Origin of the sequence: Polynucleobacter sp. MWH-HuK1 (assembly GCF_018881815.1) — a bacterium.
Lineage (GTDB): Bacteria > Pseudomonadota > Gammaproteobacteria > Burkholderiales > Burkholderiaceae > Polynucleobacter.
Genome location: NZ_JACVPP010000001.1, coordinates 558,340 through 581,130, shown reverse-complemented (window position 1 = coordinate 581,130; position 22,791 = coordinate 558,340). Strand labels below are relative to the sequence as shown.

20 protein-coding genes and 1 other RNA gene are annotated in these 22,791 nt (G+C 45.9%); 3 read left to right on the top strand and 18 right to left on the bottom strand.

Annotated elements, in window-relative coordinates:
* Positions 1-43: 43 nt before the first annotated feature.
* A complete protein-coding gene (gene ruvB / locus ICE93_RS03105) occupies positions 44-1,084 on the top strand; it encodes a Holliday junction branch migration DNA helicase RuvB (protein WP_370624620.1) in 1,041 nt (346 codons plus the stop codon).
* Here ruvB and tyrS read toward each other — a convergent pair.
* A complete protein-coding gene (gene tyrS / locus ICE93_RS03100; RefSeq protein ID WP_216185513.1) occupies positions 1,081-2,313 on the bottom strand; it encodes a tyrosine--tRNA ligase in 1,233 nt (410 codons plus the stop codon). The genes ruvB and tyrS overlap by 4 nt on opposite strands.
* A 76-nt stretch (positions 2,314-2,389) precedes the next feature.
* Between tyrS and ICE93_RS03095 the strand changes: the two genes are divergently transcribed.
* Positions 2,390-3,517 carry an anhydro-N-acetylmuramic acid kinase gene (locus ICE93_RS03095; RefSeq protein ID WP_216188238.1) on the top strand — a complete coding sequence of 376 codons (1,128 nt, stop codon included), beginning with the start codon at positions 2,390-2,392 and terminating at the stop codon, positions 3,515-3,517.
* A gap of 17 nt (positions 3,518-3,534) precedes the next feature.
* Here the strand turns inward: ICE93_RS03095 and erpA are convergent, their stop codons facing one another.
* From erpA to rplM, 4 genes are all read right to left on the bottom strand, one after another.
* Positions 3,535-3,909 carry an iron-sulfur cluster insertion protein ErpA gene (erpA, locus tag ICE93_RS03090; protein WP_088526457.1) on the bottom strand — a complete coding sequence of 125 codons (375 nt, stop codon included), beginning with the start codon at positions 3,907-3,909 and terminating at the stop codon, positions 3,535-3,537.
* Positions 3,910-3,977: 68 nt separating this feature from the next.
* A complete protein-coding gene (argC, locus tag ICE93_RS03085; RefSeq protein ID WP_216185511.1) occupies positions 3,978-5,036 on the bottom strand; it encodes an N-acetyl-gamma-glutamyl-phosphate reductase in 1,059 nt (352 codons plus the stop codon).
* A gap of 112 nt (positions 5,037-5,148) precedes the next feature.
* Positions 5,149-5,550, bottom strand: coding sequence for a 30S ribosomal protein S9 (gene rpsI / locus ICE93_RS03080; RefSeq protein ID WP_011903720.1), 402 nt, complete (start codon positions 5,548-5,550; stop codon positions 5,149-5,151).
* A gap of 9 nt (positions 5,551-5,559) precedes the next feature.
* A complete protein-coding gene (gene rplM, locus ICE93_RS03075) occupies positions 5,560-5,988 on the bottom strand; it encodes a 50S ribosomal protein L13 (protein ID WP_011903721.1) in 429 nt (142 codons plus the stop codon).
* Positions 5,989-6,409: 421 nt separating this feature from the next.
* On the opposite strand from rplM, the gene ICE93_RS03070 reads away from it, so the two are divergent.
* Positions 6,410-6,832 carry an OsmC family protein gene (locus tag ICE93_RS03070; RefSeq protein WP_216185509.1) on the top strand — a complete coding sequence of 141 codons (423 nt, stop codon included), beginning with the start codon at positions 6,410-6,412 and terminating at the stop codon, positions 6,830-6,832.
* Here ICE93_RS03070 and rnpB read toward each other — a convergent pair.
* The 13 genes from rnpB to ICE93_RS03005 form a co-directional block, all read right to left on the bottom strand.
* Positions 6,833-7,139, bottom strand: an RNA gene (gene rnpB / locus ICE93_RS03065) — RNase P RNA component class A.
* 59 nt (positions 7,140-7,198) lie between these two features.
* Positions 7,199-8,257, bottom strand: a complete 1,059-nt coding sequence (gene pyrC, locus ICE93_RS03060) for a dihydroorotase (protein WP_216185507.1) — start codon at positions 8,255-8,257, stop codon at positions 7,199-7,201.
* Between the two features lies 1 nt (position 8,258).
* A complete protein-coding gene (locus ICE93_RS03055) occupies positions 8,259-9,611 on the bottom strand; it encodes a glycerate kinase (RefSeq protein WP_216185505.1) in 1,353 nt (450 codons plus the stop codon).
* Positions 9,612-9,620: 9 nt separating this feature from the next.
* Positions 9,621-11,444: an ABC transporter ATP-binding protein/permease gene (locus ICE93_RS03050; protein ID WP_216185503.1), complete on the bottom strand. Its 1,824-nt coding sequence runs from the start codon at positions 11,442-11,444 to the stop codon at positions 9,621-9,623.
* 9 nt (positions 11,445-11,453) lie between these two features.
* Positions 11,454-11,918, bottom strand: a complete 465-nt coding sequence (nudB, locus tag ICE93_RS03045; RefSeq protein ID WP_216185501.1) for a dihydroneopterin triphosphate diphosphatase — start codon at positions 11,916-11,918, stop codon at positions 11,454-11,456.
* Between the two features lie 29 nt (positions 11,919-11,947).
* Complete coding sequence (gene aspS / locus ICE93_RS03040) at positions 11,948-13,747, bottom strand: aspartate--tRNA ligase (RefSeq protein ID WP_216185499.1); 1,800 nt, start codon at positions 13,745-13,747, stop codon at positions 11,948-11,950.
* 16 nt (positions 13,748-13,763) lie between these two features.
* The gene (locus tag ICE93_RS03035) at positions 13,764-14,417 is read right to left on the bottom strand and encodes a DUF502 domain-containing protein (protein WP_216185497.1); all 654 of its coding nucleotides are present in this window, start codon (positions 14,415-14,417) and stop codon (positions 13,764-13,766) included.
* 52 nt (positions 14,418-14,469) lie between these two features.
* A complete protein-coding gene (gene ubiB, locus ICE93_RS03030) occupies positions 14,470-16,056 on the bottom strand; it encodes a ubiquinone biosynthesis regulatory protein kinase UbiB (RefSeq protein WP_216185495.1) in 1,587 nt (528 codons plus the stop codon).
* Between the two features lie 2 nt (positions 16,057-16,058).
* The gene (locus ICE93_RS03025) at positions 16,059-16,679 is read right to left on the bottom strand and encodes an SCP2 domain-containing protein (protein ID WP_216185493.1); all 621 of its coding nucleotides are present in this window, start codon (positions 16,677-16,679) and stop codon (positions 16,059-16,061) included.
* Between the two features lie 53 nt (positions 16,680-16,732).
* Positions 16,733-17,644, bottom strand: a complete 912-nt coding sequence (locus tag ICE93_RS03020) for a Tim44 domain-containing protein (RefSeq protein ID WP_216185491.1) — start codon at positions 17,642-17,644, stop codon at positions 16,733-16,735.
* 68 nt (positions 17,645-17,712) lie between these two features.
* Entirely contained in the window at positions 17,713-18,456 is a 744-nt protein-coding gene (ubiE, locus tag ICE93_RS03015; protein WP_216185489.1) for a bifunctional demethylmenaquinone methyltransferase/2-methoxy-6-polyprenyl-1,4-benzoquinol methylase UbiE, read from the bottom strand.
* Positions 18,456-18,854: a gamma-butyrobetaine hydroxylase-like domain-containing protein gene (locus ICE93_RS03010; RefSeq protein WP_216185487.1), complete on the bottom strand. Its 399-nt coding sequence runs from the start codon at positions 18,852-18,854 to the stop codon at positions 18,456-18,458. Before ICE93_RS03010 ends, ubiE begins: the two co-directional genes overlap by 1 nt.
* Positions 18,854-22,693 (bottom strand): FAD/FMN-binding oxidoreductase, encoded by a 3,840-nt coding sequence (locus tag ICE93_RS03005; RefSeq protein ID WP_216185485.1) that lies wholly within the window; start codon positions 22,691-22,693, stop codon positions 18,854-18,856. The genes ICE93_RS03010 and ICE93_RS03005 overlap by 1 nt, the downstream gene beginning before the upstream one ends.
* Between the last annotated feature and the right edge of the window lie 98 nt (positions 22,694-22,791).

The window sequence follows — 22,791 nt, the reverse complement described above, 5'->3', positions numbered from 1 at the left end:
CTACACTTGTAGCATGGCAATTCATACAGACGATCTGAGCTCAATTCCTGAAGATTTACCTGAGGATAATGGCCGCATTGTGAGCGGCTCAGCCGGCAATGCTGAGGCCGTCTTTGAAAGAGCGCTACGCCCAAAACAACTTGATGAGTATGTAGGTCAAACTAAAGCGCGCGCCCAATTAGAGATTTTTATCAGCGCCACAAGAGCTCGTCAAGAAGCTTTGGATCATGTTCTCTTATTTGGACCCCCTGGTCTTGGCAAAACCACCTTGGCACACATCATCGCCAGAGAGCTTGGCGTCAACTTACGCCAAACAAGCGGCCCTGTTTTGGATAGGCCTGGCGACCTCGCTGCGCTACTTACCAATTTAGAAGAAAATGATGTTCTCTTTATTGATGAGATCCATCGGCTCTCACCCGTAGTTGAGGAGATTCTTTACCCAGCACTAGAAGATTACAGCCTTGACATCATGATTGGTGAAGGTCCTGCAGCACGCAGTGTAAAAATTGATCTCAAGCCATTCACACTCATTGGTGCAACTACCCGTGCCGGCATGCTTACCAACCCATTGCGTGATCGCTTTGGTATTGTGGCAAGACTTGAGTTCTACACCACCGAAGAGCTGACCAAAATCATTAATCGCTCAGCCAGCTTGCTCAAGGCTGATATTGACCCTGATGGCTCAATAGAAATTGCTAAGCGTGCTCGCGGTACTCCGCGTATCGCAAACCGATTACTACGTCGTGTACGTGACTATGCTGAAGTTAAAGGCACAGGCACGATTACTAAAGCTATGGCCGATGCTGCGCTTAAGATGCTGGATGTTGATCCTAGTGGTTTTGATGTCATGGATAGAAAATTGCTAGAAGCCATCTTGCATAAATTTGATGGTGGCCCTGTAGGTATTGATAACTTGGCAGCAGCTATTGGCGAAGAGCGCGATACGATTGAAGATGTTCTTGAGCCTTATTTGATTCAACAAGGCTACCTACAAAGAACCTCGCGTGGCCGAGTAGCGACGCGCCAGACTTATGAGCACTTTGGTCTAACGCCGCCAAGTAGTAATGCCAGCCTGGATATTTAAGCTAGCGTCACTCTCGCAAACTTCCGTTTGCCCACTTGGACAACATAAGTTCCCGCTTCAACTTTAAGCTGTTTATCAGCAATCGTTGCACCATCAATCTTCACACCGTTTTGCTCAATATTGCGATTGGCTTCCGATGTTGATGGAGCTAATCCAGCAGCTTTCAAAAGATTAGCTATTTGCATTGGCGCCCCAGAGAGATTTACCTCTGAAATGTCATCCGGTACGCCGCCTTTAGCGCGATGATTAAAGTCTTCTAACGCTTTTTCTGCAGCAGCTTGTGAATGGAAGCGTGTCACGATTTCTTGTGCGAGCAGTACTTTGCAATCTTTTGGATTTCGGCCAGCAGCAACTTCTTGCTTCATCAAATCAATTTCAGCCATTGGGCGGAAAGAAAGCAAGGTGAAGTAATCCCACATCAATTCATCGGAGATGCTCAAAAGCTTGCCAAACATTTCTCCCGCTGACTCGCTGATGCCAATGTAATTACCTTTAGACTTACTCATCTTATCCACGCCATCTAAACCAACTAACAGTGGCATTGTCAAAATACATTGAGGCTCTTGGCCATATTCACGCTGGAGTTCGCGCCCAACTAAGAGATTGAATTTCTGATCGGTGCCACCGAGCTCTAAGTCACTCCTTAAGGCAACGGAGTCGTAACCTTGCATTAATGGGTACAAGAACTCATGTACAGAGATGGGTACGCCACTACGGTAACGCTTTGTAAAGTCGTCGCGCTCCAACATCTGCGCAACGGTATATCGCGCTGCTAACTGAATCATGCCGCGCGCACCTAATGGATCACACCATTCGCTGTTGTAACGCACTTCAGTTTTAGAAGGATCAAGCACCATGCTCGCTTGACGATAGTAAGTCTCAGCATTAACCGCAATTTCTTCTGCAGTTAATGGTGGGCGAGTAGCGTTTCGCCCAGATGGATCACCAATCATGCTGGTGAAGTCACCAATCAGGAAAATAACTGTGTGACCTAAATCTTGCAACTGGCGCAATTTGTTTAGAACAACTGTATGACCCAAATGAATGTCGGGCGCCGTTGGATCTAAACCTAATTTGATTCGCAATGGTGTCTTAGTAGCCTGACTACGAGCCAACTTCTGAACCCAATCTGCCTCAACCAATAATTCTTCGCAGCCACGCTTAGTCACTTCAAGCGCTGCAAAGACTTCGGGGGTCAAAGGATATTTTTGTTCTGGTTTGGCCGTCATGCTGATTCGGATTGCTGATTCAGTTAAATTAGTAGTTAAATTGCTAAAGCATAATTGTCGCATTCCTGAGAACTACATGAAAAAACCCCATTCCCTCTATATCGGACTAATGTCTGGCACCAGCTTGGATGGGATAGATGCCGTTTTGGCCAAGATTGGCCCAAGCGGGGAGGCAAGCGCTCTGGATGCGATCAGTGCTCCGTTTTCTCCAGAGCTAAGAAAATCCCTATTCGAGCTCCAAAGCCCTGGGCCAAACGAGCTGCACCGAGAAAAACAGGCTGGAAATACCCTGGCATTGGCTTATGCGCAAGCCGTAGGCCAATTACTCAATAAAGCGAATTTGCAGGCGGCAGATATTGCTGCAATCGGCGCTCATGGACAGACCATTCGTCACCAACCACATCTTGGCAATATGGCCTATACCCACCAAACGCTCAATCCAGCCATCTTGGCAGAAAAAACGGGTATCGATGTCATTGCTGATTTTAGAAGCCGAGATTTGGCTGCTGGTGGAAATGGCGCGCCTTTAGTCCCAGCGTTTCATGCACAGCAGTTTGTAGAAGATAAAAATTTAGCAATCCTCAACATTGGCGGCATTGCTAACTTCACACTACTTCCCAAAGATGGGCAAGTGACCGGTTTTGATTGTGGTCCAGGAAATATGTTGATGGATGCCTGGATACATGAACATCAAGGCAATACATTTGATGAGAATGGAAACTGGGCATTACAAGGCAAAGTTAACGAAGCATTGCTTGCAAAGATGTTGGCCGATCCATTTTTTTCAAAAGCGCCACCTAAGAGCACAGGCAGAGATGACTTTCATCTAGGATGGTTGCAAGAAAAAATTGGTAACGAAAATTACCTCTCTGAAGACGTGCAAGCAACCTTGCTTCATCTAACAGCACACTCCGCCCTAGAAGCTCTAGCGCGTTATGCCCCGCAAACCCAGAAGCTGATTATCTGTGGTGGTGGCGCCAGAAATATAGCGCTTATGAATTTATTCAAGGTTAAAGCGCAACATTTCTTTAAACACCCCCTAGAGATTACAACTAGCGATTCTGCCGGGATCGATCCGCAACTAGTTGAAGGTCTTGCATTTGCATGGCTTGCATGGGCTCATAAAGAAAAACGGCCAGCAAATTTGCCAGCCGTTACGGGAGCGAAGGGCCCTAGAATTCTGGGCGCTTGTTATCCTGCTTAAATAACTAAACTTTTTTCTTAAGCAGAGAAAGAAGATCCGCAGCCACAAGTTGTTTGCGCATTTGGATTTTTAATCACAAACTGTGAGCCGTTGATATCTTCTTTGTAGTCGATCTCAGCGCCAACCAAATATTGGAAGCTCATTGAATCTACTAACAATGTAACGCCATTCTTTTCAAAGAGAGTGTCATCTTCATTTACAGCGTCATCAAATGTGAAACCATATTGGAAGCCTGAGCAACCACCGCCTTGCACGAATACACGGAGCTTTAATTCTGGATTACCTTCTTCTGCAATCAAGTCAGCCACTTTTGCAGCGGCGCTATCCGTGAACACCAAAGGGGTTGGTGGCTCAGCTAAATCTTGTGCGGTTTGCGTAGCTAATTCGGTCATGATTCACTCCTAATTCAAAAGGGTTTGTCTTATTTTAGGCTTTTAATGCCCAGTTTGCTGAAGGGTCATTACGGGGACACGGCTATCTGGGTGAGACCCGTAGTCTCGGGCAAGCCAAACATGAGGTTTAAACACTGAACCCCTTGTCCTGAGGCCCCCTTCACCAAATTGTCCTCAACCACCAAAATGACCAAAGTATCACCACCGCCTGGACGATGGATTGCAATCCGAATGCCGTTGCTTCCACGTACTGAACGTGTTTCTGGGTGACTGCCTACAGGCATCACATCAACAAATGGCTCATCTTTGTAGAAAGTCTCATACAACTTTTGATAATCTACATCTTTACCAGCATCAGTCAAACGCACATACAAGGTCGAATGAATACCTCTAATCATCGGCGTTAAATGCGGCACAAAGGTCAGGCCGATTTGATCATGACCAGCAATTGCTTTTAAGCCTTGCTCAATTTCTGGAAGATGGCGATGTCCTTTAACACTATACGCCTTAAAGTTGTCAGCAGCCTCCGACAATAGTGTGCCAATCTCCGCCTTACGTCCGGCACCCGAAGTGCCCGACTTCGAATCAGAAATAATATGTGTACCGTCAATCAAATGCTTGCCACCAGTCGATCTTGGTGACAGCAGAGGTGCGAGGCCAAGCTGGACAGATGTTGGGTAGCAACCCGCTAAACCAACTACGCGGGCTTTTTTAATTGCTTCGCGATTAATCTCTGGCAGACCATAAACAGCCTCAGCCAAAATCTCTGGGCAGCCATGCTCCATGCCATACCACCTGGAAAATTCTTTCACATCCTTCAAACGAAAGTCTGCAGCAAGATCTAAAACCTTGACGTTGTTGGCGAGTAATTCTTTTGCCTGTGCCATAGCAACACCATGTGGAGTCGCAAAAAACACTGCATCGCATTCGCTTAATTTAGCTTCATCAGGCGTTGTGAATTTCAGATCAACACGACCACGCAAAGATGGGAACATCTCAGCCACAGGCATACCCGCTTCTGTGCGAGAAGTAATTGCAGCAAGTTTTACCTCGGGATGCTGCGCCAATAAACGCAACAACTCCACTCCGGTGTAACCAGTGCCGCCTACGATGCCAACTTTAATCATGCCATTCTCCAAAATACCTACTGATGAACTTTATTTCTGTAATACCTAGATTGTAGAAACAAAAAGGGCCGCTTGCGCGACCCTTTCGATAAAACTTGAGCGACTGAAAGAATTAGCGCTTGCTGAACTGCTTACGGCGACGCGCGCCGTGCAGACCAACTTTTTTACGCTCAACTTCACGAGCATCGCGAGTTACCAAACCTGCTTTAGACAGTGTTGGCTTCAAAGCGTTGTCGTAGTCGATCAATGCACGAGTAACACCGTGACGAACCGCACCAGCTTGGCCGGTTTCACCACCACCAGAAACGTTTACTTTGATATCAAAGGTCGTTAGATGGGCCGTGAGAGCCAAAGGCTGACGAGCGATCATGCGTGATGTTTCACGAGCAAAATATGCATCAATAGGCTTACCATTAACAATGATGTCGCCTTTGCCAGATTTAATGAATACGCGCGCAACAGAACTCTTGCGGCGACCAGTACCGTAATTCCAATTTCCGTAATTAATAGCCATTTGGTTTCCTTAAATCTCTAACGCTTTTGGCTGTTGAGCCGCATGCGGATGATTGGCGTCGCCATAGACTTTTAATTTCTTAATCATGGCATAGCCTAGTGGGCCTTTTGGCAACATACCCTTCACAGCCTTCTCCAAAGCGCGACCTGGGAAACGGTCTTGCATCTTGTCGAAGTTAGTCGAGCTAATACCACCTGGGTATCCGCTGTGACGGTAATAAATTTTGTTCAAGCCTTTTGTGCCTGTGACACGAAGCTTAGAAGAATTGATAACGACAATAAAGTCGCCAGTATCAACGTGTGGAGTGTATTCAGGCTTGTGCTTGCCGCGTAGACGGAGTGCCACTTCACTGGCGACACGACCGAGGACTTTGTCCGTAGCGTCAATCACGAACCATTCATGCACTACCTCATGGGATTTTGCAGAAAAAGTTTTCATGATTTCTCAAATTGTTATGGTCAAAAAAAAATTACTCCAACGAAACTACGTCCACCTTGGCCCTGCTTATGTTTGCAAGCTCGCAGATTCTGCAATTTAACTGGTACTACAAATTACCGCTGACCGGCTCAGTAATTCAGTAAAGCCTTGAATTGTAACCTAAAAAAAACCCAGGAACTGGTCCTGGGCTGGAATCCACCTATGTTTGGGTGGAGGAGACACTTGGAGGTAAGTCGCAGTCTTATACAAGACTGACTACCAATATGGTTATTCTACACAAACAATATGGTGCAACGCAAGAAAATTGACCAAAATCAATTTTGTGATGTTTTTTGGCTATTTCTGCCAGCAAACGGCATGCCTTAAATATTGGTAAACTATTGATAATATTGATTAATTTTGTAAGTTAGGGATCACTACTATGGAATGTCGAGTAACTTGGTTGGGTAATAGCGGCATGGCTTTTTCAGCTGAAACTGGTAGCGGGCACCTCGTCAACATGGATGGGGCCCCAGAAGCGGGTGGCAGAAACCTAGCTCCAAGGCCAATGGAGCTCCTTTTAGCCGGTGCGGGCGGCTGCTCTGCATTTGATGTGGTTTTAATCCTACAAAGGGCCCGTCAGGCCATTAGCGGGTGCGAAGTAAACCTCCAAGCAGAACGCGCCACAGAAGACCCCAAAGTGTTCACCAAGATCAATTTGCACTTCATCGTCAAAGGAAAAGGCCTGGATCAGGCTAAAGTGGATCGCGCCGTAAAACTTTCTCACGAGAAGTACTGCTCCGCCACCACCATGTTAGCCAAAACTGCAGAATTAACTTACAGCGTAGAAATCATTTCAGAATAAGTGCAGAGTCAATCGATAAGCCGGATTCTGTCGCCTAGATTTGCATCTAGGGGCAATCATTCCTCTAGGCCGGCAGTTACCTGACGGCTCAAGCTCCCTACCCGCAGACTCAGCGGGACGCCTCATCGCCTGCTTACTTGGGATTGCTCCAGGTGGAGGTTACCGCGTTTCACCGTAACTAAATACGCTCGTCTCTGTGGCCCTATTCCTCACGTCGCCGTGGATGGCCGTTAGCCATCACCCTTCCCTATGGAGTCCGGACTTTCCTCCCCCTCAATAAAGAGGCGGCGATTGCCCAATTGACTCTGCGCCTGCAGTCTAACGCAGTCAGAGCAATTTGGCTAAGAAACTAATGAATTGAGTTTTTTAAACGAGTGACCAAGCAATCGTTTCGCCGGCGCGCAATGGAACGATGGTGGCATCACCCAAAGGCAATTCCATTGGAATGTTTTGTGTTTGTTTTGCCAAAGTAATTTTTTTACTATTGCGTGGCAAAGAATAAAAGTCAGGACCGAAGAAACTAGCAAAGCCTTCCAACTTATCTAGCTTGCCAACACTCTCAAATGCTTCGGCATATAAACCCAATGCGTTAAATGCGCTGTAGCATCCCGCACAACCACAGGCAGCTTCTTTGGTGCCCTTGGCATGCGGCGCACTATCAGTTCCTAAGAAGAAGCGAGAGTTACCACTTGTAGCAGCCTTCAAAAGCGCCACTCGATGCTCTTCACGCTTTAGAACTGGCAAGCAATAATTGTGTGGACGAATACCGCCCGCAAAAATCGCATTGCGATTCATGAGCAAATGCTGAGGAGTAATAGTTGCCGCAATCGTATTTTTTCCAGCAGTCGCTGCATCACGTACATAGTGCGCTGCTTGTTTGGTGGTGATGTGCTCAAACACAATTTTTAGATCAGGAAATTGTTTTCGCAGAGGCTCTAATACCGTATCAATAAATACTGCTTCACGATCAAAGATATCGATATCAGCACTTGTCACTTCACCATGAACCAGGAGTGGCATGCCAACAGCCTGCATTGCCTCTATAGCAGCATAGCAATGTTTGAGGTCACTCACACCAGCGTCGCTATTGGTGGTTGCGCCTGCAGGGTAGAGCTTGAATGCAGCAATACCTGCATCCTTAGCCTTGCGGACTTCATCCGCAGAAGTGTTATCAGTGAGATAAAGAGTCATCAAAGGTTTAAAATCTGTAACGCCCAGCAATTTCAAATTTGCTTCAATGCGTGACTGATAAGCTTTTGCCAAATCCACAGTGGTAACTGGTGGCTTGAGGTTTGGCATGATGATGGCACGTGCAAATTGACGGGCAGTATCTGCCAATACATCCTTCATGACTTCACCATCACGAATATGCAAATGCCAATCGTCCGGCTGGGTTAATTCAATTTTTGTAGGGCTATTGGACATATTATTTATTAAGCAAGATGATGCGGAAGTCATTCACATTTGTAAGTGTAGGGCCAGTTTCTACTAAAGCATCCAATTCTGCAAAGAAGCCGTAACAATCGTGTGCCAATAAGAATTTTTCTGGTGCAAGACTTGAGCTTAGGCTAGCTTGACGGATGCCAGTATCAAACCAAGCGCCAGCATTCTTTTCGCTGCCATCAATACCGTCAGTATCTGCAGCCAAGGCAGCCAATTTAGGAAAATCGCTTGATGCCGCAAAGAGTGAGAGCAAATACTCGCTACAACGACCACCACGTCCTTTGACGCCAGCAGGAATAGTCACAGTGCATTCACCGCCAGAAATTAAGGCTAGCGGCTTATCAATTCCCTTGGCTACATAGTCGCGCACTAAGGCAGCCTGCTCTAAACCAACCCTCTGTGCCTCCCCGGTAATCCTGTCGCCCAAAATAACTGGCTCATAGCCTTGCTGGCGAACATACTCAGCGGCCGCCTCGAGGCTTTTATAGGCAGTTGCAATGACATGATTCGAAACTTGACCATCAACTAAATCAATATCTTTCAAGGTCTCAGGGATCTCTCCTGCTAAACCTCGCTTGAGATGATCAAGAACAGATGCCGGAATAGCGGATGTATCTAAATCGTATTTTTGCAAAATATTAAGTGCATCTAAATACGTAGAGTAATCAGCAGCACATGGACCGCTAGCAATATCTGCAGGTGAGTCACCTGTGACGTCAGAAATCAATAAAGCTTCTACTCTTGCGCCACATGCAATCGCAACCCTGGCTAAGTTGCCACCCAAAATTGCAGATAGGTGTTTGCGCACCACATTCATTTCTTCAATAGGGGCACCACTTCGCAATAGTGCTTCTGTGGTCTTGCGCATGTCATCAATAGAGACGCCATCTTGAGGCAAAGTTAGAAGACTTGAGCCCCCACCGGATACCAAAGCGATCAATACATCACCTTGCTCCAATTGCTTTGTTAATGCCAATACTTCCTTAGCTCCATCCATGCCAGTTTGATCAGGCACTGGATGCCCAGCCTCAACAATCTTAATCTGGGTAGTTGGCGAGCTATGGCCGTAACGCGTCAGTACAACACCTTCCAATTTTGCCTGCGGCCAATTCGCTTTTGCATAAGCTTCAAATGCGCTAGCCATAGATGCACTGGCTTTACCGGCACCCACAACTAAACAGCGTCCTTTAGGTTCTTGACCCTTTGGAAATATCTGCGCTAAATACTGCGGAACAATCACTTGTGGATCAGCAACTGCCACAGCAGCAGCAAATGCATTTTTCAAAATTGCTTCGGTGCTTTTAGCGATTGGGGTCGAAGATTTGTACAGGGTCATAAAGCTATTCTAATCAACAGTGGCACGCTCTTGCATCTGCCACATCTCAGCATACTTGCCATTTACTGAAAGCAACTCCTCATGGGTTCCATGCTCCACAATTTGTCCATGATCCATTACCAAAATTTGATCTGCATGAATGATGGTTGAAAGACGATGGGCAATGATGAGTGTCGTTCGGTTCTTGGCTAAGCTGAGAAGCTCTTCTTGAAAAGCTCGTTCGGTTTTAGAGTCAAGCGCTGAAGTAGCTTCATCAAAAATCAGCATTGCAGGTTTCTTTAAGAGTGTTCTCGCAATAGCAACCCTTTGCTTCTCACCCCCTGATAACTTCAGACCCCGCTCGCCAACTTGAGTGTCATAACCCTCGGGCAAGCGCTTAATAAAGCCATCAATTTGCGCAGCTCTGGCCGCCTCTTGTATCTCTTCTTTAGTTGCAGAAGGATTGCCATAAGCTATGTTGTATCCAATTGTGTCATTAAATAAGACTGTATCTTGCGGCACGATACCAATAGCTTTGCGCAAACTAGCCTGAGTGACATCCTGAATATTTTGACCATCAATCAAAATCTTTCCTGATTGAACATCGTAAAAACGGAACAACAATCTTGCAAGAGTACTTTTACCAGCGCCACTTTGACCAACCACCGCTGTAATCGTCCCAGCAGAAATATTGAAGCTCACATCGCGGAGAATTTCACGCTTAGCATCATAGTGAAACGATACATGCTCAAACCGCACGTCTGGACCACGATCATGATTTTCAATTTGAAGTGTCTTAGCATCCGGTGAATCAGCTATCTCTTTATCAGTATTGAGCAAAGAAAACATGCGATCCATGTCGGTTAATGATTGCTTAATCTCTCGATAAATCACGCCCAAGAAGTTCAGGGGGATATAGAGCTGAATCATTAAAGTATTAACCAATACCAAATCACCCAAAGTCATGGTGCCATTAACCACACCAACTGTAGCGCGCCAAAGAATTAGCATTAAACCAACTGCAATAATGATTTGCTGTCCAAGATTCAATACGGCCAAAGTCTTTTGTGACTTCACTGCAGCCGATTGATAACGGAGAAGATTTTCATCGTAACGACTGGCTTCAAATGCCTCGTTACCAAAGTACTTCACTGTCTCGAAATTTAACAAAGAATCAATCGCCTTTTGATTGGCTTTCGAATCCATATCATTCATCGTGCGGCGGAAATGCGTGCGCCACTCAGTAACTACAACTGTGAAAACGATATAAAGAACTAAGGCAACTAAAGTGATCGCAGCAAACCAAATATCGTAAGAATAGGCAAGGTAGCCTAAGACCAAACAAAACTCAATGAGTGTTGGCAGAATGCTATAGAGAGAATAAGAAATCAGTGACTGTATGCCGCGTGTGCCGCGCTCAATATCTCGGCTTACGCCACCAGTCTGACGCGCAAGATGAAAGCTTAGTGCTAAGGAGTGCAAGTGCTCAAAAACTTGAAGCGCTACTTTACGAACCGCGTTCTGGGTGACCTTAGCAAACAATGCTTCGCGAAGCTCTGTAAAGACGGATGCAAAAATTCTTAAGAAGCCATAAGCAACAATAATTCCCAGAGGAACAACCAAGAGCGCTTGCGGTGAATTGACATTGATATTTAAAGAATCAATTAAGTCTTTCAACACAATTGGTATACCAATATTGGTAACCTTGGCGGCAATCAAACAGCTAAGGGCAATCAAGACCCTAAAGCGATATTCCAAAAGATAAGGTAGTAGGTCGCGAATAACGCGCCAGTCACCGCGCCCCGCTGTTTTTGAATCTGCACTGCCGTAATGATGCCCCGATGAATGTCTCATCGCTCTATCTTATTCCTTATTCGCGCTAGCTTTAGTCTGCTGAAATAATTTTAGAATTGCCTCTCCATTGCTAGGAGAAAAACATTTTTTAGCAGCCTCTTGGTATGGGAGCCATTCATAGGCTAAATGCTCTCTAGGGGCTAGCGTAATGGGGGTGTTATTGGGAACTTCTAGTGAGAACCAGTGTTCAGTATTGCGAGTGACACCAGGCGCATAACGAGAACGCCAGGCAGGATAGATTTCATATTCGATCTGGTGATGCATATTTTGCAATGCATCTTTTGGCAATCCCTTTACCGCAATACCTGTCTCTTCAAATACTTCACGGGCTGCTGCAAAAGCAAGATCCTCATCAATAGCGTCCAGACTACCAGTAACAGACTGCCAAAAGCCAGCTCGATCTGCACGCTCTATCAATAAAACATCCCTATTCGATTTATAGATAACTACTAAAACCGAAATAGGGATTTTCAAAGCGGATCTAAAAATGCTACTGAAGTTTTTTAAGCAGCAGGTGCAGCTTGACGCAAACGAATGTGCAGTTCACGCAACTGACGTTCATCCACTGGACTAGGCGCTTGAGTTAATAAACACTGCGCACGTTGAGTTTTAGGGAAGGCAATCACATCACGAATCGATTCAGCACCGGTCATCATGGTGACGATACGATCTAAACCAAAGGCAATACCACCATGCGGAGGCGCGCCATATTGGAGAGCATCTAACAAGAAGCCAAACTTCGCTTGCGCTTCTTCCGCATCAATCTTCAATGCGCGGAATACTTGGCTTTGCACAGCCTCTTGGTGAATACGCACAGAACCACCACCAATCTCACTACCGTTTAACACCATGTCATAAGCCTTGGCTAGGCACTTACCTGGATCAGATTCCAAGTACTGCATATGCTCATCTTTAGGGCTGGTGAATGGATGATGGCAAGCAACCCAACGTGCTTCGCCTTCATCGTAATCAAACATTGGGAAGTCAACTACCCATAATGGCTTCCAGCCTTCCGTAAATAGCCCATGCTCTTTACCCCAAGCAGATTGGCCGATACGCAGACGTAGATTTCCGATTGCGTCGTTGACCACTTTTTCTTTATCAGCACCGAAGAAAATAATGTCGCCATCTTTTGCACCAGTGCGCTTCAAGATGCCTTCAATCGCAGCGTCATGCAAATTCTTCACGATTGGTGACTGCAAACCATTGCGGCCTTCAGTCACAGAGTTGACCTTAATCCAGGCCAAACCTTTAGCGCCATAGATGCTAACGAACTGGGTGTAGTCATCGATTTCGCTACGGCTAATTTCAGCACCACCAGGCACACACAATCCCACTACGCGACCACCAACTTGGTTCGCTGCGCCTGAAAACACTTTGAAATCAACATCTTTCATCAAATCTGTCAGTTCAGTGAACTCAAAGTTCACACGCAAATCTGGCTTATCAGAGCCAAAGCGCGCCATACCTTCTGAGTAAGGCATTGTTGGGAATGGGTTCGGCAACTCGACATTCATTGTCTTTTTGAAAATATGACGAATCATGTTTTCAAATAAATCGCGAATCTCTAACTCGCTTAAGAAAGCAGTTTCACAGTCGATCTGCGTAAACTCAGGCTGACGATCTGCGCGTAAGTCTTCATCTCGAAAGCACTTTGTAATTTGATAGTAACGATCAAAGCCGGCCACCATTAACAACTGCTTAAATAATTGAGGAGACTGTGGCAATGCAAAGAACTGGCCATCATGTACGCGTGATGGAACTAAATAATCACGCGCACCTTCTGGAGTACTCTTAGTGAGCATTGGTGTTTCGATATCGATAAATCCTGCGTCATCTAAATAACGACGGCACTCCATGGCTACGTTGTAACGCAAGCGCAAATTCTTTTGCATTTGTGGACGACGTAAATCTAAGACGCGATGAGTCAAACGAGTGGTCTCAGATAAATTCTCATCATCAATTTGAAATGGCGGTGTTACAGATGCATTCAAGATCACCAAGCTATGGCAAAGAATTTCTACTTTTCCACTAACTAAATCTACATTTTCAGTACCAGCAGGACGCGCACGCACAAGACCTTTGATCTGTATGCAGAACTCGCTACGCACTTGCTCAGCAAGAGCGAACATCTCTGGGCGATCTGGATCGCAAACCACTTGAACAAAACCTTCACGGTCACGCAAGTCAATAAAAATAACGCCTCCGTGGTCACGGCGACGATTCACCCAACCAGAAAGAGTGACTTCTTGACCAATCAGTGAATCGGTTACCTGGCCGCAGGTATGGCTTCGCATCGACATAAAAATTTCCTATAAATCAAAAATGGTGTGGTAACTGCGTTGCAGCTATGCCACTAGAACTATTGGGTGGAACAGAGCCCATGGAAACAATATGTTTCAGAGCCTCTTCCACGCTCATCTCCAATTCAATCGTTTGTGCGCGGGGCACAATCATGAAAAAACCAGAGGTAGGGTTAGGGGTTGTTGGCAAAAATACGTTGACGTAGTCTTCACCTAATTTTGTAGTCACTTCTTTTGCAGGTGTACCTGTTTGGAAGGCTATCACCCATGAATCCGCATGAGGATAACGAATTAACAATGCTTTACTAAAAGCTTGGCCGCTTCCGGAAAATAAAGTGGAAGAAACCTGCTGAACACTTGAATAAATAGAGCGAACAATTGGAATGCGATTGATCTGCTTATTCCACATCCGAATCCACCACTGACCGGCAAAACTAATTGCCAATAAACCAGTGGCCATAATCACTGCGATCACAATCAAAATACCAACGCCAGGTAACTCGCGGAAATGTTGCAAATCTCCGGCAAATTGACGTGGGAAGACAGCAATGATGGCATGCATGACAGAGCCAAATACGCCGTCAAGTAGACCCAAGCCCCAAGCAATCACCCAGATGGTGATCGACAATGGTGCCCAAACGAGGATGCCAGCGATAAAGTATTTTTTCATGTGTTCTGCCTAACCCGCTATTTTAGCGGGTTAGCAGCCAATCAGGGAGAGACTAATAAAAGCCTAGGCTGATAATCAAAATTCCAGCCAAAAACCCGCCAGCAAAGAGCAAAGCGCCAGCCAGTAGGCGGTGAGTGCGTCTTTCTTGGAGCAAAAGGGCCTTTAAAACCTCAATTTCGCCATTTTGGTCTTTTGCGGGATGTCGAGCCTGAGCCAAGCTATCCGCTATCAAGCGAGGCAATCTAGGCAGAATCTTGGCCCAGGTAGGCGCCTCCTCCTTCAATCCATCCAATAAACCACGCCATCCCAATTGCTTGCTGACCCACTTCTCCAGAATCGGCTTGGCTGTTTTCCAAAGGTCCAGGTCGGGGTCAAGTTGACGGGCCAACCCCTCCACATTCAAGAGAGTTTTTTGTAATAAGGTCAGTTGCGGCTGAATTTCTACTTTAAAGCGACGTGAAGTTTGGAATAAACGCATCAACACGATACCCAAAGAAATTTCTTTTAGCGGACGGTCAAAATAAGGCTCACAGACCGAACGTACTGCGCCCTCCAATTCTTCAACACGAGTATTGGCTGGGACCCAGCCTGACTCGATATGCAATTCAGCAACGCGTCGGTAATCACGATTAAAGAACGCTAAGAAGTTCAGTGCTAAATAGTTTTTATCAGTCTCACTTAATGCGCCAACGATTCCAAAATCCAATGAAATAAAACGGCCAAATGTTTCTGGTTCTAAGCTAATCATGATGTTGCCAGGGTGCATATCTGCATGGAAGAATCCATACTCAAACACCTGGGTAAAAAATATCTCTACGCCATCTGCAGCCAGCTTTTTAAAGTCAACCCCAGCCTCTCGCAGTGCGGCAGTCTTTCCAATTGAGATGCCATACATCCTCTCCATCACAATGACATTGGTATGACAAAGATCCCAATACATTTCCGGAATCATGAGTTTCTGAGAGTCTACAAACTGCCTGCGCAATTGACTTGCATTAGCAGCCTCGCGCATGAGATCCAACTCATCATGCAAATACGTATCAAACTCTGCTACGTTTTCACGCGGCTTTAAACGGCGACCATCTTCAGAACTTTTCTCAATGACCTTGGCAAGGTCATACATCAACGCCAGATCGCTATTAATCACAGGCAAAATACCGGGACGCAGAACTTTGATAGCTACTGCACGACCCTCCCACTCAGGATGTTTATGTGTTCCACGCAAGACTCCAAAGTGCACCTGCGCCACTGAGGCACTAGCAACAGGAGTCGCATCAAAACTAATAAAAACTTCCTCAATTGGTTGCCCAAGATCTTTCTCAATTAAGCGACGAGATTCCTCGTTTGAGAAAGGTGGTACTTGATCCTGTAGCTTAGCCAACTCATTAGCAATATCTTCTGGCAATAAGTCTCGACGCGTAGAAAGAACCTGTCCAAACTTCACAAATATCGGGCCTAGTGCTTCTAGCGTTAATCGAATACGCTCACCTCTAGGTAAATGTTTGCCAGGAGAGGCCCAACAAAGCATTGTTAAGAAACCACGGCGAATGCCTGGCCTTAAAAGATCACGAAGCAATGGCAACAAGCCATAACGCCAAGCAGTAAAAAAGATGAAGTAAAGACGAGCAATGCGATGCACGATTATTTAGCCTTTTGCTCTAGAAGTTGAATGCGCTTTTCTATGCGATCAACCGATTCGCGTAATTCACTTAATTCAGATTTACGAACCATAAAATCTCTTTTATTTAAAAGCACTTTTCTCTCTTCGCTGACGTACTCCACTACATTGTCCAGTAAATCACCTGCAGCAGAGCGAGTGGCGGAAACAAACTTTTTTCCCTGTCTTACGGCAAAGTTTGCAGGTGCATCACCGACTAGACGCGCTAAGTCTTCCTCGTACTCCCAACGCAACTGTCCAGCAAGACGACCCAATAGTTGAGCCAAATCTGCATCGCCAGTTATTTTTACTGCCTTGAAGGCTTGCTCGCGCAATGAACCTGTGCTTCCAGCCAAATCACTCAGCGCTTTTGAGGAAACCTCTAAAGTAAGTGTAGGAGTCTCAATCTCTTTTAGGGTGGCCAATAAACCATCGGGCTTTATCTCAAAACACAAGTCGCCCAGCGGAAGCTGCAACAAAATGGTTTTATTAGCATGGCGAGCCAACTCAGTACATGCCCATAGCTCACTAGCTAAAACATGGTTAATCCCCCGGCAGGCAGCGCCAGAAGCAATCGTATGGGTGGTTGAGAAATATGTGTTCATAAGTGTAAAAAACCCGCACAAGTGCGGGTTTTCCGACGGCAAGTACCTAAAGCTTAAACCAACTGGGTGATGCCCGCCAGTACCCAGCCACCAGGGCCCTCTACTGGCTTACTTAGATTCCAAATTTCGGAGAAGTCGCTCGCAGGCGCGCCCTGTTGCTCACGAATCATGCCGCTGAACTGAACGCTACAGAAATAATGACCGTCAGCCGTCTCAATTCCCAAGAGTTGAGCATTGATAGTGACGACATCGGTTTGATTACTTGCATCAGTACGACCCGCTAGATCCTGCTGAATCGTGGCAAACATTTCTGGGGTTGTAAATTCTCGCAAAGAAGCAAGATCGCCTCGATCCCATGCTTTTTGCAAGGTTACAAAATATTGTTTTGCATTCTCAAGGAATGTTTGCTGATCAAAACCAGGAGGCAAGGTTGATTGAAATGGCTCAGGCTCTGCACTGACTCCACCAAATGCGTTTGCAGCAGGAGTAAAAGCCGGCTCCTGTCTTGATGGCTGATCCAAGCCAGTGCGCTGCATTCCATTAGAGGAAAAATTAGGGCTTTGACCTGCGCTAGACATTTTGGGCATGAGCTTGCGCATCACGAACATAATTACAAAGCCTGCTAAAACAGCAATCAGCAAACCAGTAATCAAAGAAGAGGCTGCCTCACCCAGACCAAAATGGGACAAGAGGTAACCAATACCCAAGCCGGCAGCTAAGCCGCCCAAAATGCCACCCATTCCGCCAAAACGACTAGGCGCAGGAGCTTGTGGAGCTGGAGCAGGTGCAGCAGGCTGAGCCTGCTGTGCAGGTTTTTGTACTGGCGCAGCTTGCTTTTGAATTGGTGCGCTTGGTGCTCTACCTACACTTTTACCACCACCTAATCGAGCAGCATCAGCATGACCCACTGTTGCAAAAATTAAAGTAAAACTTAAAAGTATTGCTTTAAAAAAATGTTTATTCATGAATCTGCACTCCCTCTTATAACTGCCGAATTTCTTTATTTATTAAGGCTATGAAAACTATACAACTATCAGTATTTAATACCAATATGTAGGGCAACGATACCCCCAGTCATCCTATGGGTTTCTACTTCATCAAAACCTACTCCTAACATCATTTCTTTAAGAGTTTGGGCATCAGGATGCATGCGAATGGATTCTGCCAAATAGCGATAACTCTCTGAATCTTGCGCAATCTTCTCGCCCAACCATGGCAAAACCTTAAAGGAATAGGTGTCATATACCGGCTGTAAAAAGGCATCTGGTTTAGAAAACTCCAACACTAAAACCCGTCCCCCCGGCTTTATCACGCGACGCATTTCGTCTAAAGCAACTTCTTTGTGCGTCATATTGCGTAAACCAAAGGCAACCGTCACCACGTCAAAATGATTATTAGGGAATGGAATCTTTTCTGCATCAAACTGCACACAAGGCAAAGCCATTCCGCGATCTAAGAGTCGATCGCGACCAACCCCCAGCATGGAAGCATTAATGTCGCTAAGCCAAACTTGAGCGTCTGGGTTGCGACCCCAGTCAGCTGCTTTTGCAAAAGCTGCCGCTAAATCACCTGTACCGCCAGCAATATCTAAAACTTTTTGACCAGGACGAACATTAGCGCGTGCAATCGTAATTTTTTTCCAAACACGATGTAAGCCAAATGACATCAAGTCATTCATCACGTCATATTTACTAGCTACTGAGTGAAATACTTCAGCAACCTTACCAGCCTTCTCAGCCTCGTCAACGCTTTGATAACCAAAGTGCGTTTTACTCATTAGCGACTTCCACAAGAATGACCGCCTGACTGTCCTGTCTGCACCATAGGCGCATCACGATCAAGTCCTGCAGCAGCCAATTTATCCAAATGCTCTTTCCATAATTGCTCTTGGTTTTCGCATAAGAAATATAAAAAATCCCAAGAGTACAAACCTGAATCATGTCCATCAGAAAAACTTGGCTTGAGAGCGTAGTGGCCAACGGGCTCAATATTCGCAATCAAGACATCACGCTTACCGGTTTGCAAGGTTTCTTGCCTGGGTCCATGACCTTGTACCTCAGCGGAGGGAGATAGAACTCTCAGAAACTCAAAGGGCAACCTATAAGTCTGACCATTCTCGTATGAGAGCTCTAGAACCTTGGACTGTTGATGCACAACGATGCTAGTTGGAATCATTAAACGAGAACCCTCTCAATACCGCCTTGGTTGGCTTTAGCAACGTAGTCCTGCATCCAATCTTTCCCTAACAACTTCTGCGCCATCTCTACTACGATGTAATCCGCTGTCGTGTCGCTGTCTGCATCAAAACGAGTCAGGCCCTGTAAGCAGGATGGGCAGCTAGTCAATACTTTAACGTCACCTGTGAAATCGCCTTTACGCAATTCATTGGCAGCTTTTTCCATTTCGATCTGCTTGCGGAAACGAACTTGCGTAGAGATATCGGGACGAGTCACGGCCAATGTTCCAGACTCACCACAGCAACGATCGTTTTTAGCGATGGCTTTGCCATCTTCAAGTTGAATTAACTCATTGACCGTCTTCAAAGGATCTTGCAACTTCATTGGTGAGTGGCAAGGATCGTGATACATATATTTCACGCCAGTGACGCCAGAGAGCTTCACACCCTTCTCAGCCAAGAACTCATGAATATCAATAATGCGGCAGCCTGGGAAAATCTGCTCAAACTGATAACCAGCCAACTGGTCATAACAAGTGCCACATGAAACTACGACGGTCTTGATATCCAAGTAGTTCAGAGTATTAGCAACACGATGGAATAAGACTCGGTTATCCGTAATCATCTTCTCAGCTTTATCAAAGTCACCATTGCCGCGCTGTGGGTAGCCGCAGCAAAGGTAGCCTGGAGGAAGCACTGTTTGTACGCCTACATTCCACAACATAGCCTGAGTAGCTAAGCCTACTTGCGAGAACAAACGCTCAGAGCCACAGCCCGGGAAATAAAACACCGCCTCAGTATCTGCAGAAGTTGTTTTAGGATCCCGAATAATTGGCACGTAGTTAGCGTCTTCAATATCCAATAAAGCACGAGCGGTTTTCTTAGGTAAATTGCCTGGCATCTTCTTATTAACAAAGAAGATCACTTGTTCTTTAACGCTCGGCTTACCCACAGTCGCAGGCGGGTGTGCTGTTTGTTGTTTAGCAAACTTACGCAAGACATCATTACCCAAGCGCTGCAACTTGTAACCCCAACTAATCATCGTTTTGCGCGCAAGATGAATGGTCTCTGGGCTAGTCGCATTAAGGAAGAACATCGATGCAGCAGTACCAGGATTAAAACGTTGCTGACCCATCTTACGCAGTAAATTACGCATGTTCATGGTGACGTCACCAAAGTCAATCTTGACCGGACAAGGCGTTAAACACTTGTGACATACAGTGCAATGCGCAGCTACATCGTCAAACATTTCCCAATGACGAATAGAAACACCACGACGTGTCTGCTCTTCATACAAGAAGGCTTCAATCAATAGTGAGGTTGCCAGAATCTTATCGCGTGGGCTGTAGAGCAAGTTTGCACGCGGCACGTGTGTAGAGCACACTGGCTTACATTTACCGCAGCGCAAGCAATCTTTCACGCTATCAGCAATCGCGCCAATATCGCTTTGCTGCATGATGATTGACTCATGACCCATCAAGCCAAAGCTTGGAGTGTAGGCCATGCTCAGATCTGCATGCGGCATTAACTTGCCTTTGTTAAAGCGGCCTTCTGGATCAATGCGATTCTTATAGCTACGGAAGTCTTTTAGCTCGACTTCGGTTAAATACTCTAATTTGGTAATACCAATACCATGCTCGCCAGAAATCACGCCATCAAGTGAGCGCGCTAACTTCATAATGCGATCTACGGCACGATGAGCATCTTGCAACATCTCATAATCATCTGAGTTGACAGGAATATTGGTATGAACATTACCGTCACCCGCATGCATATGCAAAGCTACAAACACACGCTTACGCAAAATGTTTTTATGAATGGCTTCTAACTCAGTAAGGATGGGCTCAAACGCTAGACCACCAAAGATGATGCGCAACTCTGAACGTACTTCTTCTTTCCATGAGGCACGCAAGCTGTAATTTTGTAGTTGCGGGAAATACGTATCCATCTGCGTGAGCCAATCAGCCCAACGAGTACGCACCTTAGCAATTAACTCCAACGCCTGTTGAACACGATCGCCCAAGATTTCTGCTGTTGGAATCTCATACTCAGCATCACTCTTACCAAGTGGTAAAGTGCTCTTCTTCAAGAAAGCCTCTAGACCATCGAGCACTTGCAGCTTGTTTTTGAGAGAGAGCTCAATATTGATGCGATCAATACCATCGGTGTACTCGCCCATACGCGGCAAAGGAATTACGACGTCTTCATTAATCTTAAATGCGTTGGTATGACGGGCAATCGCTGCTGTACGAGCGCGATCTAGCCAAAACTTCTTACGTGCTTCTGCGCTAACAGCAACAAAGCCTTCGCCAACTCGTAAGTTGGCCATACGCACTACTTCACTAGTTGCAGCGGCAACGGCCTCTTCATCATCGCCAGCAATATCGCCAATCAGCACCATCTTAGGCAAGCTATTGCGCTTAGATTTTGTTGAGTAACCAACCGCCCTTAAATAACGATCATCTAAATGCTCAAGACCAGCCAAAATTGGCCCACCTTGTTTGCTAAGGCCATCTAAGTAAGCCTTAATTTCTACGATACTTGGAATAGCTTCGCGTGCTTGACCAAAAAACTCCAAACAAACCGTGCGCATGAATTTGGGCATACGATGCAACACCCAAGTTGCGCTGGTAATTAAACCATCGCAACCTTCTTTTTGTACGCCAGGCAATCCTGATAAAAACTTATCAGTAACGTCTTTTCCTAAACCTTCTTTACGGAAACGTTTGCCTTCAACTTCTAATAATTCTGTTTTGAGGATACGTTCACCAGGCTCGCTTGTTCCTTCCGACCAGGTAAGCTGAAAACGTACGATTGCCGCATCATGAATCTTGCCCATGTTGTGATCAAGACGCACAACATCTAACCAGTTGCCCTGTGGATCAACCATGCGCCAGCTAGCGAGATTATCTAAAGCTGTTCCCCAGAGAACCGCTTTTTTACCACCAGCATTCATTGCAATATTGCCGCCAATACAGCTGGCATCCGCAGAGGTGGGATCAACAGCAAACACAAGTCCAGCATGCTCCGCAGCATCTGCTACGCGGCGAGTAACAACGCCCGCGCCAGTAAAGATAGTCGACACTTCGCGTTCAAGGCCGGGAAGTTTTTTAGCTTTGACGCCACCAATATCTTGCAACTTCTCAGTGTTAATGACTGCAGACATTGCATAGAGCGGAATTGCGCCTCCGGTATAACCAGTGCCGCCTCCACGAGGAATAATGGTCAAACCTAATTCAACACAAGCTTTTACTAAGCCTGGGATTTCAGATTCGTAATCAGGCTTTAAAACAACTAGCGGAAACTCAACGCGCCAATCGGTTGCATCAGTAACGTGAGCAGCACGAGATACACCATCAAAGCAAATATTGTCAGCAGCAGTATGACGGCCCAACTCTTTTCGGGCACGCCTACGAATGCCTTCAACTTCTTTAAAGCCATTTTCAAAATTTTCAATTGCGCGATAGGCAGCGCTTAGTAAAATTTCTACCTGATCTGCAGAGTCGCCGCCATTTCGCTTCTTGACTTCGCCCAAGCGATGCCAAAGAGCATCGATTAATTGCTTGCGACGATTTGGACTATCGAGCAAGTCATCTTGCAAGAATGGGTTACGTTGAACTACCCAAATATCACCGAGAATTTCAAACAACATCCGCGCAGAACGGCCAGTACGGCGAACGCCACGTAAGTTATTTAGAACGCGCCATGACTCCTCACCCAATAGACGAATAACAATCTCTCGATCGGAAAAGGAGGTGTAGTTGTAGGGAATTTCACGCAAACGGGGGGAACCCGCCTCAGCGTCCAACAACTGGTTCAAAGCTAGTGGGGCGTTCATAGCGACATATTTGATAAATAAGCATTTTAATAGAGCAATCCTGATACTGGCAGTATTCCAAGAAAGCTGCTCCCTAAATAGATAAACCCTTGCAAATC